The organism is Streptomyces sp. NBC_00354, assembly GCF_036106915.1.
Classification (GTDB): domain Bacteria; phylum Actinomycetota; class Actinomycetes; order Streptomycetales; family Streptomycetaceae; genus Streptomyces.
The window spans coordinates 7,334,880-7,350,780 of record NZ_CP107983.1; the positions used below are offsets into that span (position 1 = coordinate 7,334,880).

Consider the following 15,901-nt stretch of genomic DNA (forward strand, 5'->3'; position numbering starts at 1 on the left):
TCATGAGCCACGTCGCGTACGAGTTGGGCACCCAGCCCGAGTGCTGGGAGCGGGCCGCCGAACTGGCCCCGGCCCAGCGGGCGTTGCTGCCGCAGCCGGGGGAGCGTACCGCGATCGTCGGGTGCGGGACCTCGTACTACATGGCTCAGGCGGCCGCCGCCCTGCGCGAGGAGGTCGGCCAGGGGGAGACCGACGCCTTCCCCGCCTCGGAGTTCCCCCTGCACCGGCGCTACGACCGGGTCGTCGCGCTCACCCGGTCCGGCACCACCACCGAGGTGCTCGACCTGCTGGCCGGGCTGCGGGACGCCGGTATGCGTACGACCGCCGTCATCGGGGACCCGGCGACGCCGGTGATGACCCTCGCCGACGAGCTCGTCGTCCTCGACTTCGCCGACGAGCAGTCCGTCGTGCAGACTCGCTTCGCGACCACCGCCCTGACCCTGCTGCGCGCCCACGTCGGCCGGCACACCGCCGCAGCCGTCGCCGACGCGCGTACGGCGCTCGCCGAGCCGCTGCCCGAACAGGCGGCCAGCCGCGGGCAGTTCACCTTCCTCGGCCGCGGCTGGAGCGTGGGCCTCGCCCACGAGGCCGCGCTGAAGATGCGCGAGGCCTCCCTGTCCTGGTCCGAGTCGTATCCGGCGATGGAGTACCGGCACGGGCCGATCAGCGTCACCGGGCCCGGAACCCTCACCTGGTCGCTCGGCGAGGCACCCGAAGGGCTCGCCGAGCAGGTGCGGGCCACCGGCGGCCAGTGGGTGGCCGGGCGGCTCGACCCACTCGCCGAGCTGGTACGGGTCCACCGGCTGGCGATCGCCGTCGCGGCCCACCAGGACCTGGATCCGGACCAGCCGCGGAACCTGACCCGCTCGGTGATCCTCACTGCCGGTGAGGAGGCGGTCCGATGAGCCTCGTCTCCGCCGGGACGCTCGTCCTCGAGGCGGCGGCCGCCGGCCGCGCCGTCGCCGCGTTCAACATCATCACCCTGGAGCACGCCGAGGCCGTCGTCGCCGGGGCGGAGCAGGCGGGCCTGCCGGTCATCCTGCAACTGAGCGAGAACGCCGTGAAGTTCCGCGACGGCCGGCTGCTGCCCATCTCGCGCGCCGCCACCGCCTGCGCGGAGGCCGCCGGGATCCCGGTCGGCCTGCACCTGGACCACGTCAAGAGCGCCGACCTGCTCCGGCAGGCCGTGGACGCCGGGTTCAGCTCGGTGATGTACGACGCCGCGCAGCTCCCGTACGCGGAGAACCTGGAGGCCACCCGCTCCGCGGCCGACTGGGCGCACGCCAACGGGCTGTGGGTCGAGGCCGAGCTGGGGGAGGTGGGCGGGAAGAACGGCGCCGCCCCGCTCGACCCGCACGCGCCCGGTGCCCGTACCGACCCGGACGAGGCCCGGAGGTTCGTCGCCGACTCCGGTGTCGATGCGCTGGCCGTGGCGGTCGGCAGCAGCCACGCGATGACCAGCCGCACCGCCGCGCTGGACCACACGCTGCTCGCCCGGCTGGCGAAGGCCGTGGACGTGCCGCTGGTGCTGCACGGCTCCTCGGGCCTGCCGGACGCGGAGCTCGCGGCGGCGGTGGCGGGCGGCATCCGCAAGGTCAACATCGGCACCGCCCTGAACCTCGCCATGACCGAGGCCATCCGCACCCACCTGACCCCGGCGGACCCGCGCCCGTACCTGACGGCGGCCCGTACGGCGATGGCGGCGACGGCCGCGGCGATGATCACGGCGTTGAACTGACGGTGTGGTGAGCCGGCTGTAGGCGTGCAAAAGGGGTAAATGCCCTGGACGATACGTTGGCAAACCATCCTTTCCGGTGGCGCGGAAGAACCGTTTGATCATGCTCGGAACCCCCTAGCGTGATCACCGTCGCCTTCGGCGACGCCTTCCGCACCGCCGTCCGAAAGGGATCACCCCCATGCGTCTCCGTACCGCCGTGGTCGCCGCCGCCAGCGCCCTCGCCCTCCTCGTCGCCGTCCCCGGCTCAGCCAGTGCCGCCACGGGCGAGTTCGAGTACTCGTACGTCGGCCTGGACGGGCAGCCGCGGCAGGAGCGGTTCTCCGACCCGGAGGACTACGCGTGCATCGTCATCCCCGAGGTCGCCGACCCGGACTCCTCCGAGCCGGCCTTCTCCCCGCGCAACCGGACCGACGCCTACGCGCGGGTCTTCACCGGGGCCGACTGCACGGGCGACCACTTCGACCTGCGCCCGTTCACCGGCTACGGCTCGGCGCGCCTCAAGCTGCGCTCGGTGGTCTTCCTTCCCTGATCGGGCCCGCGAGGGGTCAGCGGGGGGTGAGCCGGGCCTGGTGGCACGTGAGGGAGTGCCACCGGGCCCGGTCCGGTGTCGCGCCCCGGTCCAGGGTGCGGCGGGCCTCGATCGCGGTGACGTGGCGGTCGGTGGAGAGGCACAAGAGGACGAACAGGCCGGTGTGCGTGGGCTCGACGGTCTCCTCGTAGTACCACTCGGCCGTGACGGTCCGCCGGCCGGCCAGGAAGGGGCGCTGCAGGAAGTCCTGCACGTCGAGGGGGAAGTGCCCGAGCACCCCCTGCGCCTCCGCAGGGTCCAGGACCAGCCGCTCCACCGGTGCGCCGGGCCGGCCGGGCGCGGCCGAGCCGCCGCCCGCCTGCGCCGGCAGCGCGTCGAAGGAGCGGCTCAGCAGCGACCCGGGCTCCACCCGGACCCGCTCGCCCCGGTGCTCCTCCGCGCGGCCGTTGCGGTACACCGGCTGGACGCGGCACAGCCCCCGGTCTCCGAACACCACCGCGAACGGGGCGCCGTCGTCGTAGAGCCGGGCCCACCACACCAGGGACCGGCCCGCCTTCTCGAGCGTCTTGGCGCGTACATCGCTCGGCAGCAGCTCCCAGCACCCCTCGCGGGCGGGGACCCCGGGGTCCACGGGCAGCGCTCCCGGCTCGTGGATCTGGGTCACGCCCCCGGAGTGCTCCGACCGGGCGGCGGGGAGCCGGTCCGCGCGCACGCGGTCGGCGGGCGGCTGGTCCGCGGGCATCCGGTCCCGGCGCGCCGGCATCCGGTCCCGGCCGGCGAACTCCTGCTCCCAGGCCTTGTCCATGTGTCCCCCCGGTTCTGTGAACTCCCGTACCGCGCACGCCCATTGTCGGCCACAGCCCGGCGCCCTGTCGGCGGTCGGCGGAATCGGCGGCCCGCGAGTCCTTCCCCCTTCTTGGAACACGTTCTACTCTGTGCGCCGCCACCACAGCGACCGGCTGGACCGCGAGACACCCGGAGGGGCCGTGCACCTCGAATACACGCCTGAGCAGCAGCAGTTGCGCACCGAGCTGCGCGCCTACTTCGCCGAGCTGGTGCCGGAGGACGTCTACGCCCGCTACGAGGACCCCGCCGCGCAGAAGCGCTTCTACCGGGAGACCATCCGCCGGCTCGGCGCCGACGGCTGGCTCGGGGTCGGCTGGCCCAAGGAGTACGGCGGCCGCGGGATGTCCCCGATGGACCAGTTCATCTTCTTCGACGAGGCCGCGCAGGCCGTCGTACCGCTGCCGCTGATGGCGCTCAACACCGTCGGGCCGACCATCATGCAGTTCGGCACCGACGAGCAGAAGGCGTACTTCCTGCCGAAGATCCTGGCCGGGGAGATTGACTTCGCCATCGGTTACAGCGAGCCGGACGCCGGCACCGACCTCGCCGCGCTCAAGTGCAGGGCCGTCCGCGAGGGCGACGAGGAGACCGGCACCTACGTGGTCGACGGCCAGAAGATCTGGACCACCAACGGCGACACCGCCGACTGGGTCTGGCTCGCCGTCCGCACCGACCCGGACGCCCCCGCGCACAAGGGCATCACCATGCTCCTCGTGCCGACCTCCGACCCCGGCTACTCCTGCACCCTGATCAACACCCTCGCCTCGCACGACACCACCGCCAGCTACTACGAGAACATCCGGGTCCCCGCGAACCGCCGGGTCGGGCAGGAGAACAAGGGCTGGCGCCTGATCACCAACCAGCTCAACCACGAGCGCGTCACGCTGGCCGCCCACGGCACCATGGCCATCCGCGCCCTGCACGACGCACAGCGCTGGGCCGCCGGGACCAAGCTCGCCGACGGCCGCCGCGTCATCGACCTCTCCTGGGTCCGCGGCCGTCTGGCTCGCACCCACGCCCGGCTCGACGCGATGAAACTGCTCAACTGGCAGATGGTCAACGCCGTCCAGGACGGCACCCTGACCCCGCAGGACGCCTCCGCCGTCAAGGTGTACGGCTCCGAGGCCCGCAGGGACGCGTACGCCTGGCTGATGGAGGTGGTCGGCGCGGCCGGCTCCCTCAAGGACGGCTCTGCGGGCGCGGTCCTGCACGGCGAGCTCGAACGCGGCTACCGCAGCGCCGTGATCTTCACCTTCGGCGGCGGCAACAACGAGATCCAGCGCGAGATCATCTCCTGGATCGGCCTGGGCATGCCCCGCGTCCGCCGCTGAAAGACGGTGCAACGGGCGATAATCATCAGGTTCCAATTCCGAATAATTGGATTCCAATTCTGATGCCTGCCGAATTGCCGCTCAATGAGTGGCATTCCCGGACCGGACCGGCGTGCTGTGGCAGCGTTCCGAACCAGCCTTGTATCCCTTGAGCGTTAGGCGAGGCGAGGGAAAGGGCGGAGACGATGGTTGGGCGAAGGAACTTCCTCATGGCCGGTGCCATGGGGGGTGCGGTCATGCTTCCGCGGGGTGTTCTGGGAACGCCGGCGCATGCGTCGGACGGTCACGGTCACGGATCAGGGTCTGCGGACACCGCGGTGCCGAAGACCCCTCCGCTGACGAAGTACGTCGACGCGCTGCCCACGCCGGTGACAGCCATCCCCGATCCTTCCGTCTATCCGGGCGCCGACTACTACGAATACACGATGCGGCAGGGCTCCTGGCAATTCCACCGGGATCTCGGGCCGGCAACGGTGTGGGGTTACTGGGCCAAGAACCCGCACAGTCCTCGCAAGGCGATCGGCATGGGCTATCTCGGGCCGACCATCAGCGTCAACAAGGACCACCCGACCGTCGTCAAGTACCGCAACCACCTGCCGACCACCCACCTGTTCCAATCCGTGATCGACAGCATTCGCACCGGGGACCCGGAGCTCACCCCGCTTCCTCCGCCGCCCTACGAGCCGATGCTGCCTTTCCCCTCGAACGTCAACGTGTGGAACGTCGTGCACCAGCACGGCGGTTTCACGGCGCCGCAGTCCGACGGCATGCCGCTGCATTCGTTCAGCCCGGACGGCATCCACGCCGAGTCCTACACCACCCTGGACCCGAGCCGGGTCAAACCCAACGAGGCGATGTGCGCCTACACCAACCACGAGCGTTCGTCCCTGCTCTGGTATCACGATCACGGCATGGGGATGACCAGCCTCAACGTGTATGCGGGTCTGGCCGGCCTGTACATCATCCGAGACCCGGAGGACGAGCAGCTCGGGCTGCCGCACGGCGAATTCGAGGTCCCCCTGATCCTGCAGGACCGGACCTTCAACCCGGACGGCTCGCTCGCCTACACCATGACCCTGCAGGAGGGCGAGGACACCCCGGTCGTCAACGGAAAGGCGTACCCTTTCCTGGCGGTCGAGCCGCGACGCTACCGGCTGCGCATTCTCAACGCTTCGAACGAGCGTTTCTGGCGGCTGAGGTTCGACACTCCCAGGGACGCACTGCTCCAGCCCAACCTGCCGTTCTGGCTGATCGGCACCGACGGCGGCTTCCGTGCTCCGTTGCAGATGCTGAACTTCCTGATCGGGCCGGCCGAGCGGTACGACCTGATCGTCGACTTCAGCCAGATGCCCATGGGCGCGAACATCACGATGACGAACTACCACGCGCCGGTCCACTACCCCGGCATGCCGGGCCAAGGGCCGCAAATCTCGGAAATCATGCAGTTCCGGGTCACCAAGCGACTGTCCGGAGGCCCGGACAGGAGTACTCCGCCCAAGGACCTCAAGCTGCCGACGGCCGAACCCATCGTGCCGAAGCCGGACACCCGCCGGCGTCAATGGGTCGTGTACCAGCACAAGCTCTTCGGCACCATGACGTTCAACGCGGTGCCGTTCATGGAGCCGTCGCAGGACTTCATCAAGGCGGGCTCGACCGAGATCTGGGAGTACATCAATCCCAACCACGACGCCCACCCGATGCATGTCCACCTCGTCAACTTCCAGGTGTTGAACCGGCAGCCGATCGACGCAGCCGCCTACCAGGCGGATTACGAGAAGTGGATCGACGGTGGCCGCAAACCGGAGGACATTCCGGTGCTGGAGAAGTACTTCACCGGCCCGGCCATTCCGCCGGACCCTGACGAAGCGCTCTCCGAAAAGGACACGGTCAAGTCCTATCCGGAGACGGTGACCAGAATCATCTGCCGGGAATTCAGCCCGCCGACGGAAACGATCGCGTCGATTCCGGACAGCGGAACCGAGTTCCCGGCGACCTACGTCCACCACTGCCACCTTCTCGAGCATGAAGACGACGACCTGATGCGCCCCTGGACCATCGTCCAGGACTGACGGTCAGCCGCGGGGGACGGCGCGGCCGTGGCGGGCGGCGCGCTCCGCGCGGCCCGACTTCCCCTTGCTTGTGCCCGGTCGGGTGCGGTGATCGCGCCCGACCGGGCGTGCGTCCGACGTTACGGGGCGGGCTGCTGCTGGGTGACGCAGTGGATCCCGCCGCCGCCCGCGCCCAGGTTGTCGATGTCGAGCTGCTCGACGGTCCGGCCGGGGAAGAGCCGCTGGAGGGTCGCCCTGGCTCCGGCGTCGGCGCGGGTGTCGCCGAACTGGGGCGCGATGACGGCGCCGTTGCACACGTAGTAGTTGGCGTACGCGCCCACGAAGCCGGGGTCGGTCGAACGGATCAGGTTGTAGTCGGGGCCCTGGAGCTTGGTGACCGAGATGGGGTTGCCCTGGGCGCCGGTGGACGTGGAGAGGATCTGGTACTGCCGGCGCGCGCCGTTCGACCAGGGGTCGGTATCGCTCGCCAGTGGCATCTGGACCAGCCCCCGGCCGGGCTCGAGGAAACGGGACGTCGCATCGACGTGGTCGTCGGTGATGTCCCGGCCGAGGACTCCCTTGAACCAGATCACCTTGGAGGCCCCGAAGGCGCTGCACATCGCCGCCTCGATCTGTGACTGCGTCAGGCCGGGGTTGCGGTCCGGGTTGATGATGCTGCTGCGGGTGGCCATGAGGGTGCCGGCGCCGTCCGTCTCCACCGCGCCGCCCTCGCCGACGAAGCCGGCGGTGGTGAGCGGAACCCCGACGTAGGCCGCGATCCGCCCGGCGACCAGGGAGTCCTTGGCGTGGGTCTGCTGGTTGCCCCAGCCGTTGAAGTTCAGGCCGACCGTGTCGAGGCGGCCCGCGCCGTTCGTACGGAACACCGGGCCGCTGTCGCGTATCCAGCAGTCGTCGACCGGGATCGATCCGATCACCGTCACGGCCGGTCCGCAGGCGCTCGTCGCCTTCGAGACGCTCGCGGAGTTGGCGCACATCACGACCGGCTCGTACGTGGCGACGGTCTTCGCGATGAGCGCGATGTCGGCCTGGGCGCCCGCCAGTTTGCGGCCCCAGACGGCCGTGCTGTCGGGCCACGCCATCCACGTACGGGTGTGCCGGACGGTGTCGAGCGGGACGGCGAAGCCGCCGGCGGCTGCCGTCCTCGCCGAGGGCCGCGCGGCCGCGAAGGCCTCGCCGCCCGCCGCGGCCAGTGCGGCGCCGACGGCCGTGAGGCCTGCCGCCGTCAGGAAGCCTCGCCTGTCCAGGGTCCGGCGCGGCGTTCTGCCGGCCGGGTCCTTGGGTGCAGCGTGATCGTTCATCACTGTGCTCCGATCAGCCAGGGGTGGATCGCTCCACCGACTGGCCCGGAACGTATTACTGACCGAGCGCTCGGTCAATAATCTGGCGGCATCAACCTCCTTGAAATACAAGGGAGTTGAGAGTTCTTGATCCTTTTCGCCGGTGCTGCGGACACCGGGTCGTTAGAGTGGCGCCGTGGCAGCAGACCTGGCAGCAGAAGCCGCGGACGGACAGCCGTCCCCTCCGGCCCGCACCGTCCGCACCTCCCGTACCTCGGCGAAGGGTGAGCAGACCCGCGCGCGGCTGATCGCCGCCGCCCGTACGCTGCTGGCCGGCGAGGGCTTCGCCCGCTTCAGCACCCGCAACGTCGCCACGCTCTGCGGGATCTCGCACGGGATGTGCCACTACCACTTCCAGGACCGGACCGACCTGATCGTGGCCGTCGCCCAGGACATCGGACCCGAATGGATCGGCCCGATGGAAGCCGCCGTCGACGGCCCCGGCTCCTTCTCCGAGCGTGCCGAGCGGGTGATCGGACTGCTGACGCAGCCCGAGGGTCCGGACCTCTCCCGCCTGCACTCCGCGCTCCACTGGTTCGCGTTGAACGACGACCGGGTCCGGGCCGCGGTGGACGCGGAGTACCGGCGCTGGCGGGAGTGTTTCGTCCGGCTGTTCCAGGTGCTGGCCGACGAGCACGAAGGCCCCTTCGACCCCGTTCCGCCGGGCACGGCGCTCGCGGCCGCCGCAGACGGACTCGCTGCCCTCCAGTCCCTGGACTCCCGCGTCGATCCCGAAGTGACCGTACGCGTCCTCGTCGCCGGCCTCGCCACGGCGGCCGTACGCCCCTGAGCCGCGCCCCCGCAGAGGGCCCCCTCAGAGGGCGCGGCGGGCAGCCGCGATGCCCCGCGGGTCCCAGCCCGGCCGGGGCACGGACTCCAGCAGCAGCCGGGTGTAGGGATGCCGGGGCTCGGCGAGGACCTGCGCGGTCGGACCCGCTTCGACGATCCGGCCGTGCCGCATGACGAGGACGTCGTCGGTGACGCACCGCACCACGCCGAGGTCATGCGTGATGAACAGGTAGCCGATGCCCGTCTGTTCGCGGATGTCGGCGAGCAGGTTCAGGATCTGCGCCTGTACGGACACGTCCAGCGCGGCCACCGCCTCGTCGAGCACGAGGACGGCAGGCTCCACCGCCAGCGCGCGGGCGATCGCCACGCGCTGGCGCTGCCCGCCCGACAGCTGCCGCGGCAGGGCGTCCGCCTCCCGGGCCCCCAGCCCCACCTGGTCGAGCAGCTCGGTGATGCGCCGGTCGTGATCGGCGTCGGGGAAGTGCAGGGCAAGGGTCTCCAGCAGCGCCGCGCCCACGGTGGTGCGCGGATCGAGGGACAGGAACGGGTCCTGGAAGACCATCTGCACCTCCCGTGCCCGTGCGAGGCGCTGCGCCCTCCCGCGCACGCGATCGCCCCGGTCCCGGCCGCGGACCAGGATCCGGCCGGCGTGCGCGTGCTCGAGGCCCACGACGATGCGGGCGGTGGTGGTCTTGCCCGAGCCCGATTCGCCGACGATGCCGAGCGACCCGCCCTCGGCCAGCCGGAACGAGACGTCGTCCACTGCCCGGACCTGCCCGTACGCCCGGTGCAGGCCGACGGCTTCCAGGACGGTCTTGCTCATGGGTGGCATTCCTCTCAGGCGGGGGACTGGGACTGTGGCCGGCCCACTGCCCCGACCCGGTCGCTGTGATGGCACGAGGCGAGGTGGGCGGCCGGGCCCGGGGCCTGCGCGAGCGGCAGCAGCGCCGGTGCCTGCCGCGCGCAGAGGTCGGTCACGTACGCACAGCGCGCGGCGAAGGGGCATCCCGCCAACCCCTCGCGCAGGCTCGGCGGCCGGCCCTCGATGGCGGCGAGCCGGCCCCGCGGGGCGTCCAGGCGCGGGGTCGAGTCGAGGAGCGCGACCGTGTACGGATGGCGCGGCCGGGCGAACAACTCCTCGGCGGGGCCCGTTTCGACGATCCGGCCCGCGTACATCACGTACACGCGGTTGCTGATGGCGGCGGCGAGTCCGAGGTCGTGGGTGACGAAGAGCAGGCCGGTGCCGAAGCGCTCGCGCAGCTCGCCGAGGAGCGCCACCACCTCCGCCTGCGTCGTGACGTCCAGGGCCGTGGTGGGTTCGTCGGCGAGGATCAGCGCGGGGTCGCCCATGAGCGCGGCGGCGATCATGACCCGTTGCAGCATGCCGCCGGAGAGCTGCCCCGGATACTTCCGCAGCGCCGACCCCGTGAGGCCGACGGCCTCCAGCATCTGCACCGCCCGTGCTTCGGCGGCGGCCTTGCCCGCACGGGCGTTCAGGCGCAGGCTCTCGGTGAGGAAGTCGCCGACGCGGCGCATCGGGTTGATGGCGGCCCGCGGATCCTGGAAGATCATGGCCGCCGTGCTCGTACGAAGGACCCGCAGCTGCCCTGCGGTCATCGTCAGGACGTCGTCGCCGACGACGCGCACCGACCCCTCCGCGGAGGCGTCCGCCGGCAGCAGGCCGAGCACGCTGCGGGAGGTGAGCGTCTTGCCCGAGCCGGATTCGCCGACCAGGGCCACGGTCTCCCGGGCGGCGACGGTGAGGTCGACGCCGTCGAGGACGGGCCTGGCGGTGTGGGGCAGCTGCAGCCGCAGCGCCTGGATGTCGAGGGTGTTCAACGGTCCCTCCTGGCGACCTTGTCGGCCCGGCGTTCACCGACGACGTTGAAGGCGACCACGGTCAGCACGATGGCCGCGCACGGCACGATCGCCGAGAGCGGGTAGCCGGACTGGATGGCGGTCTTGCCGTCGAAGACCATGCGGCCCCAGTCGGGCGTCAGGGCGGGTACGCCCAGGCCGAGGAAGGACAGGCCGGCCAGGTCGATCAAGGCGTAGCCGAAGTTGACCGTGGACTGGGCGAGGACGACGGGGGCGACCCCGGGGACGACGTGGCGCAGGCAGATCTGCAGCCCGGAGTGGCCCTGCACGCGGTACGCCTCCACGTACGGGCGTGTCCGTTCGGCGAGGACGAGGGAGCGGGTGAGGCGGCTGACGTACGGGAGGTACGCGACGGCCAGGGCGATGACCGGCGCGAGCAGTCCTTCCCCGTGGACCGAGACGATCAGGATGGCCAGCAGCATGCCGGGGAAGGCGAAGACGAGCTCGGTGCTGCGGGACAGGACCGAGTCCAGCCAGCCGCCCCGCCAGGCGGCGGCGGTGCCGATGGCGACACCGGTCAGAGTGGAGAAGACGACCACGCCGAGGGGGCCGAGCAGGGAGGTACGGGCGCCCAGCACCAGGCGGGAGAGCGTGTCGCGCCCGGAGGCGTCGACCCCGAGGAGGTGCTCGGCGGACGGCCCCGCCAGGGCGTTGCCCAGGTCGACGGCGTTCGGGTCGTACGGGGCGATCCAGGGGGCGAGCAGGGCGACGAGGACGACCAGGGCGACGAAGCCCAGGCAGAGCGCGGACAGGGGTGCGCGGGAGGTCCGGATCCGGGCGAGGCCGGGCCGGCGCAGCAGGGTGGCGGTCATGCGGCCTGCTTCCCGGGGCCGAGGGCGACCCGGGGGTCGACCAGCGGATGGAGCAGGTCGACGACGAGGTTCACCGTCATGAACAGCGCGACCATGATGAGGGAGATGGCCTGCACGGTGGGGAAGTCCTTGGTGGTGGTGGACAGTTCGAGCAGCTGACCGATGCCGCCGACGCTGAACGCCGATTCCACCAGGACGGTGGTCACCAGCAGGGTGGAGACGATCAGCCCGCCGGTGGTGAGCACGGTGCCCAGCGCGTTACGGAACACATGCCGCCGGATGACCAGGTGCCCGGCGACCCCGCGGCTGCGGGCGACGGTGACGTGCTCCTGGCCGAGGACTTCGAGCATCGCGGCCCGGGTGACGCGGGCGAGCATGCCGATCAGGTAGAGCGCCAACGCGACGGCGGGCAGCGTCAGATGCCACAGCATCGGGCCGAGGCCCTCGCCGGTGCCGCCGGTGGGGAACCAGTGCAGTTTCACCGCGAACAGCCCCTGGAGCAGGACCGCGGCCACGAACGAGGGGGTGCCGATGGCGAAGGTGGTCGTGACGAGGATCGTCGAGTCGGCGGCGCCGCCGCGGACCGCGCCGATCCAGCCGAGCAGCAGACCGACGGTGACGACCAGCACGAGCGCCATCGAGATCAGCAGCAGGGTGCTGGGCAGGCGGTCCGCCAGCAGCCGGGACACGTCGGTGCGGTACGTGATCGAGCGCCCGAAGTCGCCGTGCAGCACCTGGCCGAGCCAGCGCAGGTACTGCACCGCGAACGGCTCGTCCAGGTGGTACTGCGCGTTGATCGCCCGGAGTGCCTCCGGGGAGGCCGACCGCCCGGCGAGCAGGAAGCTCGCCGGATTGCCGGGCGCCAGGTACATCGCGCCGAAGATGACGAACGAGGCTCCGAGCAGGGTGGCCGCCATCTCGGCCAGCCGCCGTACGGCGAATCTCAGGAAACTCATCGCCCGGCCGCCCCGACGTCGGCGGCCCACGGTGGTACAGGTACGAGATGGTGGTGGGCGCGCCGGTGATCCGCTTGTTCAGGAAGACGGCCGTGGGCCACTCGGCCACGGGGATCCACAGGACCTCTTCGGCGGCCTTCTTCTGGAGCTGGGCGGCCGCCGCCATCCGCCGGGCCGGGTCGTACTCCGCCCGGGCCTTGGTGACGAGGTCGTCGTAGGCCGGGTCGCTGTAGCCGGCGTAGTTCTGGAAGGCCCCGGTCTGGAAGTTGCTCAGCAGGTCCATCGGGTCGGTGATGGAGTCGTAGTACGTCTCGGGGAACATGTCCAGGCCCTCGCGCGCCTGGGGGTCGGTGAACAGCGCGGTGAAGGCGTTCGGGGCGATGGTCTTGAGCCGGACGTCCAGCCCGATCCTGCTGCCGGCGGCCTGGACCGCGGTGGCCAGCAGCGATACGTCCTGGCCGATCGCACTGGTGGCGATGGTGACCGTCTTGCCGGTGGCGCCCGCCTCCTTGATCAGCGCCTTCGCCTGCTCGATGTTCTGTTCGGGTGACGGCAGCCCGTCGAAGGCGGCTTTGCGGACCTCTTCGGGGGCGGTTGCCCAGACGGCCTTGGTGGTCAGGGAGTTGGTGGCGGTGCCCGCGCCGCCCAGGCCCGCCTTGACGAAGCCGCCGCGGTCCAGCGCCATGGACAGCGCCCGGCGCACCCGTACGTCGCCGAGTGCTCCCTTCATGCTGGTCACGTTGACGTTGACCGTGCTGAGTCCCTCGCCGAAGTAGAGCGTGCCCACCCCGCTCCTGCTCAGCCGGTCATAGCTCTCGGTGGGGATCAGGTACCCGCCGTCGGCCTCGCCGTTGAGCAGGGCGTTGGTGCGGGCGGAGGGGTCGGTGAGGAAGCTGAAGACCACCCTCGCCGACTTCGCCCTGGCGCCCCAGTAGCCGTCGAAGCGCTGGAGCTCGATCGACTGGCCCTTGTTCCAGGTTCCCAGCTTGAACGGGCCGGTGCAGTCCAGACTGCCCGAAGTGCCGTAGTCCTGGCCCGCCTTCTCCACACCGGCCTTCGAGGCCACGACGCCGGCGGCGGTCGCCATGTACTGCGGGAACTGCGAATCGGGCTGCTTCAGCTTGACCGTGACCTGGAGCGGGCCGGTCTTGGTGATCGATTCGACGTTGGCGAAGTTGCTGTTCCAGGCCGATCCGCCGGCGGGGTCCAGCTGCCTGCCGAGGCTGAACACCACGTCGTCGGCGCTCAGCACGCCGCCGTCGTGGAAGTGCACACCCGGGCGGAGGTCGTAGACCCAGGTCGTCGGGTCGGGGTTGGTGGCCTTCTCCGCCAGGCCCGGAGCCACGGTGAGCTGCGGGGTCCACCGCATCAGGCTCTCGCAGACATTGGAGACGATCGTGTTCTGCGGGTAGTCGAAGGCGGAGACGTAGTCCAGGGTGGGCGGTTCCGCGTACAGCGCCCAGGTGAAGGAGTCCAGTTCACCGGTGGCGGCAGGGGTGCCCGCGGACAGTTTGAACGCGGCGCTCCCGGGGGCCGGTCCGTCCTTGGGCGGGCCGGAGCAGGCGGCGACCAGGCAGACCGCGGCCAGGGCGGCGGCCGGCAGTGCGTACCGCCGGAGCGCGGACGGCCCGTGCGAGGCCCGCCGGAGCGCGGACCTGCGGGTTCCGGACCAGGGAACGGATCTCGGCATCGGGGCTCTCTCTTCCATGCTCAGCGGGAGGTGGCGACGGACACCGGGGACGGGACCTGCTGGGTGATGCAGTGGACGCCGCCACCGCCGTACGCGATCACGCGGGAGCGGACGCCGACGACCTTGCGGCCGGGCAGCGCGGCGGCGATGACGGCGAGCGCCCCCTCGTCCTCGGGGACGTCCGCCACCGGGACGACGACCCCGCCGTTGGCGACGTAGAAGTTCAGGTAGCCGACCTCGGTCTCCCGGCCGGCCACCTCGACGAAGGCGCTCTGCGGGAGGTCGATGATCTCCAGGCGGCGCCCGGCGGCGTCGGTGGCCTCCTCCAGGACGGCGCGGTTCACCCGCATCCGCTCGTGGTCGGGGTGCTCCGGGTCGCTCGGCAGCTGTACGACCACCGTGCCGGGGGCGACGAACGCGCAGACCCCGTCCACGTGCCCGTCCGTCTCGGTGTCCAGCAGACCGCCGTACGGCAGCCAGATCACCTTGGTGACGCCGAGGCGGGCGATCAGCTCCGCCTCGATCTCCTCCTTGCTCATCCCCGGGTTGCGGTTGGGGTGCAGGAGGCACTGCTCCGTGGTGATCAGCGTGCCCTCGCCGTCGACGGTGATCGCGCCGCCTTCGAGGATCATCCGGGACGCGATGCGCTGCACGCCGAGGTGCTCCAGCAGGGCGGCCGAGATCTTGTCGTCGGTGTCGTACGGGTGGTGCTTGCCGCCCCAGGCGTTGAAGCGGAAGTCCACCCCCGCGCGCTGCCCGTCGTGGCCGAGCACGAAGATCGGGCCGGAGTCCCGGAACCAGGAGTCGTCCAGCGGCAGTTCCACCACCGTGACACCCTCCCCGCACCGCTCGCGGGCCTCGGCTCCGCTTCCCGGCAGCGCCACCATGGTCACCGGCTCGAACTGCGCGATCGCGCTCGCGACCTGTGCGTACTCCGACTTCACCTCGTCGAAGACGTCACCCCACAGCTCCTGCCGCGTCGGCCAGGCCATCAGGCAGCCCTCGTGCTCGGTCCACTCGGCCGGCATCCGGAAATCCGTCATGATCACTCCTGTGTGAATATTCAGTCAGCATGGAGGGAGGGGAGGTGGGGCTGTGTGCCCCGCATCCTCCTCCGTACTGAAAATTCAGTCAATGGTTCGGGTCAATGAGTTGCCGAATCGGCCGACGGCGCGTCCGGTGAGGCGTGGACGCGCTGTCGTACTGATCAGCTGTAACGCTGTGACCTGCCTCTGACCAGGCAGAATCGTGGCGCCGACGCACGGAAAGCACGCCTGACGCAATGGTCAGGAAATAGCCCCAGGTGACCGGCTCGGCGGGTAGAGTGACCCCTCGTGTCAGACCGTCGAACGGAAATACTCAGGGCCGCCACGCGAGTGATCGCGCGCCGCGGCGTGCGCGGACTTCGCGTCGGAGAGCTCGCCGCCGAGGCGGGGGTGTCCACCTCGCTGATCTACTACCACTTCACCGATCGCGCCGGAATCCTGCGCCGGACCCTGGACTTCATCAGCGACCGCGCAGACCGCTACACCGCCGAGCGCGATCCCGGACTGGATCCCGCCGACCCGCGGACAGAGCTGGCGCAGGTACTGCTCCTCGAACTCCAGGACACACCGGAGGTACGGGAGAACAGCACCGCGTGGGGAGAGCTGCGGGCCAGCGCCGTCTTCGACGCCGACCTGCGCGAGGACGTGGCCAGGGCCACGCACACCTGGGTGCACGAGATCGCCGACCTGCTCGCCCACGCCCGGCCCATGGGCACGGCTCCGGCGCACGCGGCCGCGGCAGAACGCCTGACGGCCCTCCTCGAAGGCCTCAGCGTCCGCTGGCTCAGCGGCTCCCTGCCGCTGGAACATGCGCGCCGGCTCCTCGCGGACGCGATCGAGGTGGAGCTGAACCGCCGCTGAGCCGGGCGGGTTTGTGGCA

14 protein-coding genes and 1 pseudogene are annotated in these 15,901 nt (G+C 70.9%); 7 read left to right on the top strand and 8 right to left on the bottom strand.

From position 1 onward, the window contains the following. Positions 1–2: 2 nt before the first annotated feature. The 3 genes from OHT74_RS33660 (at position 3) to OHT74_RS33670 (ending at position 2,267) form a co-directional block, all read left to right on the top strand. Positions 3–905, top strand: coding sequence for an SIS domain-containing protein (locus tag OHT74_RS33660; protein WP_266669818.1), 903 nt, complete (start codon positions 3–5; stop codon positions 903–905). Continuing rightward, a complete protein-coding gene (locus tag OHT74_RS33665; RefSeq protein WP_266669820.1) occupies positions 902–1,738 on the top strand; it encodes a class II fructose-bisphosphate aldolase in 837 nt (278 codons plus the stop codon). Before OHT74_RS33660 ends, OHT74_RS33665 begins: the two co-directional genes overlap by 4 nt. Before the next feature lie 178 nt (positions 1,739–1,916). After that, positions 1,917–2,267 carry a hypothetical protein gene (locus OHT74_RS33670; RefSeq protein ID WP_266669822.1) on the top strand — a complete coding sequence of 117 codons (351 nt, stop codon included), beginning with the start codon at positions 1,917–1,919 and terminating at the stop codon, positions 2,265–2,267. 16 nt (positions 2,268–2,283) lie between these two features. On the opposite strand, the gene OHT74_RS33675 is transcribed toward OHT74_RS33670, so the two are convergent. Next, positions 2,284–3,072: a hypothetical protein gene (locus tag OHT74_RS33675; RefSeq protein ID WP_328622276.1), complete on the bottom strand. Its 789-nt coding sequence runs from the start codon at positions 3,070–3,072 to the stop codon at positions 2,284–2,286. 181 nt (positions 3,073–3,253) lie between these two features. Here OHT74_RS33675 and OHT74_RS33680 point away from each other — a divergent pair, with 181 nt between their 5' ends. Further along, complete coding sequence (locus OHT74_RS33680) at positions 3,254–4,444, top strand: acyl-CoA dehydrogenase family protein (protein ID WP_328623445.1); 1,191 nt, start codon at positions 3,254–3,256, stop codon at positions 4,442–4,444. Between the two features lie 209 nt (positions 4,445–4,653). After that, a complete protein-coding gene (locus tag OHT74_RS33685) occupies positions 4,654–6,513 on the top strand; it encodes a multicopper oxidase family protein (protein ID WP_266669825.1) in 1,860 nt (619 codons plus the stop codon). A 119-nt stretch (positions 6,514–6,632) separates the two neighbouring features. Here the strand turns inward: OHT74_RS33685 and OHT74_RS33690 are convergent, their stop codons facing one another. Then, a complete protein-coding gene (locus OHT74_RS33690) occupies positions 6,633–7,811 on the bottom strand; it encodes an agmatine deiminase family protein (RefSeq protein ID WP_328622277.1) in 1,179 nt (392 codons plus the stop codon). 175 nt (positions 7,812–7,986) lie between these two features. Between OHT74_RS33690 and OHT74_RS33695 the strand changes: the two genes are divergently transcribed. Next, positions 7,987–8,640, top strand: coding sequence for a TetR/AcrR family transcriptional regulator (locus OHT74_RS33695; RefSeq protein ID WP_328622278.1), 654 nt, complete (start codon positions 7,987–7,989; stop codon positions 8,638–8,640). A gap of 24 nt (positions 8,641–8,664) precedes the next feature. Here the strand turns inward: OHT74_RS33695 and OHT74_RS33700 are convergent, their stop codons facing one another. From OHT74_RS33700 to OHT74_RS33725, 6 genes and pseudogenes are all read right to left on the bottom strand, one after another. Continuing rightward, positions 8,665–9,462 carry an ABC transporter ATP-binding protein gene (locus OHT74_RS33700; protein ID WP_328622279.1) on the bottom strand — a complete coding sequence of 266 codons (798 nt, stop codon included), beginning with the start codon at positions 9,460–9,462 and terminating at the stop codon, positions 8,665–8,667. Positions 9,463–9,476: 14 nt separating this feature from the next. Next, positions 9,477–10,478, bottom strand: a complete 1,002-nt coding sequence (locus tag OHT74_RS33705; protein WP_328622280.1) for an ABC transporter ATP-binding protein — start codon at positions 10,476–10,478, stop codon at positions 9,477–9,479. Then, positions 10,475–11,329 carry an ABC transporter permease gene (locus tag OHT74_RS33710; RefSeq protein WP_266669835.1) on the bottom strand — a complete coding sequence of 285 codons (855 nt, stop codon included), beginning with the start codon at positions 11,327–11,329 and terminating at the stop codon, positions 10,475–10,477. Before OHT74_RS33710 ends, OHT74_RS33705 begins: the two co-directional genes overlap by 4 nt. Beyond that, on the bottom strand, positions 11,326–12,285 hold the full coding sequence (locus tag OHT74_RS33715; protein ID WP_266669837.1) for an ABC transporter permease: 960 nt from the start codon (positions 12,283–12,285) through the stop codon (positions 11,326–11,328). Before OHT74_RS33715 ends, OHT74_RS33710 begins: the two co-directional genes overlap by 4 nt. A gap of 310 nt (positions 12,286–12,595) precedes the next feature. Beyond that, positions 12,596–13,993: pseudogene (locus OHT74_RS33720) on the bottom strand (ABC transporter substrate-binding protein); the annotation flags it as partial. Between the two features lie 2 nt (positions 13,994–13,995). Next, positions 13,996–15,018 (bottom strand): agmatine deiminase family protein, encoded by a 1,023-nt coding sequence (locus OHT74_RS33725; RefSeq protein ID WP_328622281.1) that lies wholly within the window; start codon positions 15,016–15,018, stop codon positions 13,996–13,998. A 291-nt stretch (positions 15,019–15,309) separates the two neighbouring features. On the opposite strand from OHT74_RS33725, the gene OHT74_RS33730 reads away from it, so the two are divergent. After that, positions 15,310–15,882, top strand: coding sequence for a TetR/AcrR family transcriptional regulator (locus OHT74_RS33730; protein WP_328622282.1), 573 nt, complete (start codon positions 15,310–15,312; stop codon positions 15,880–15,882). Positions 15,883–15,901 lie beyond the last annotated feature (19 nt).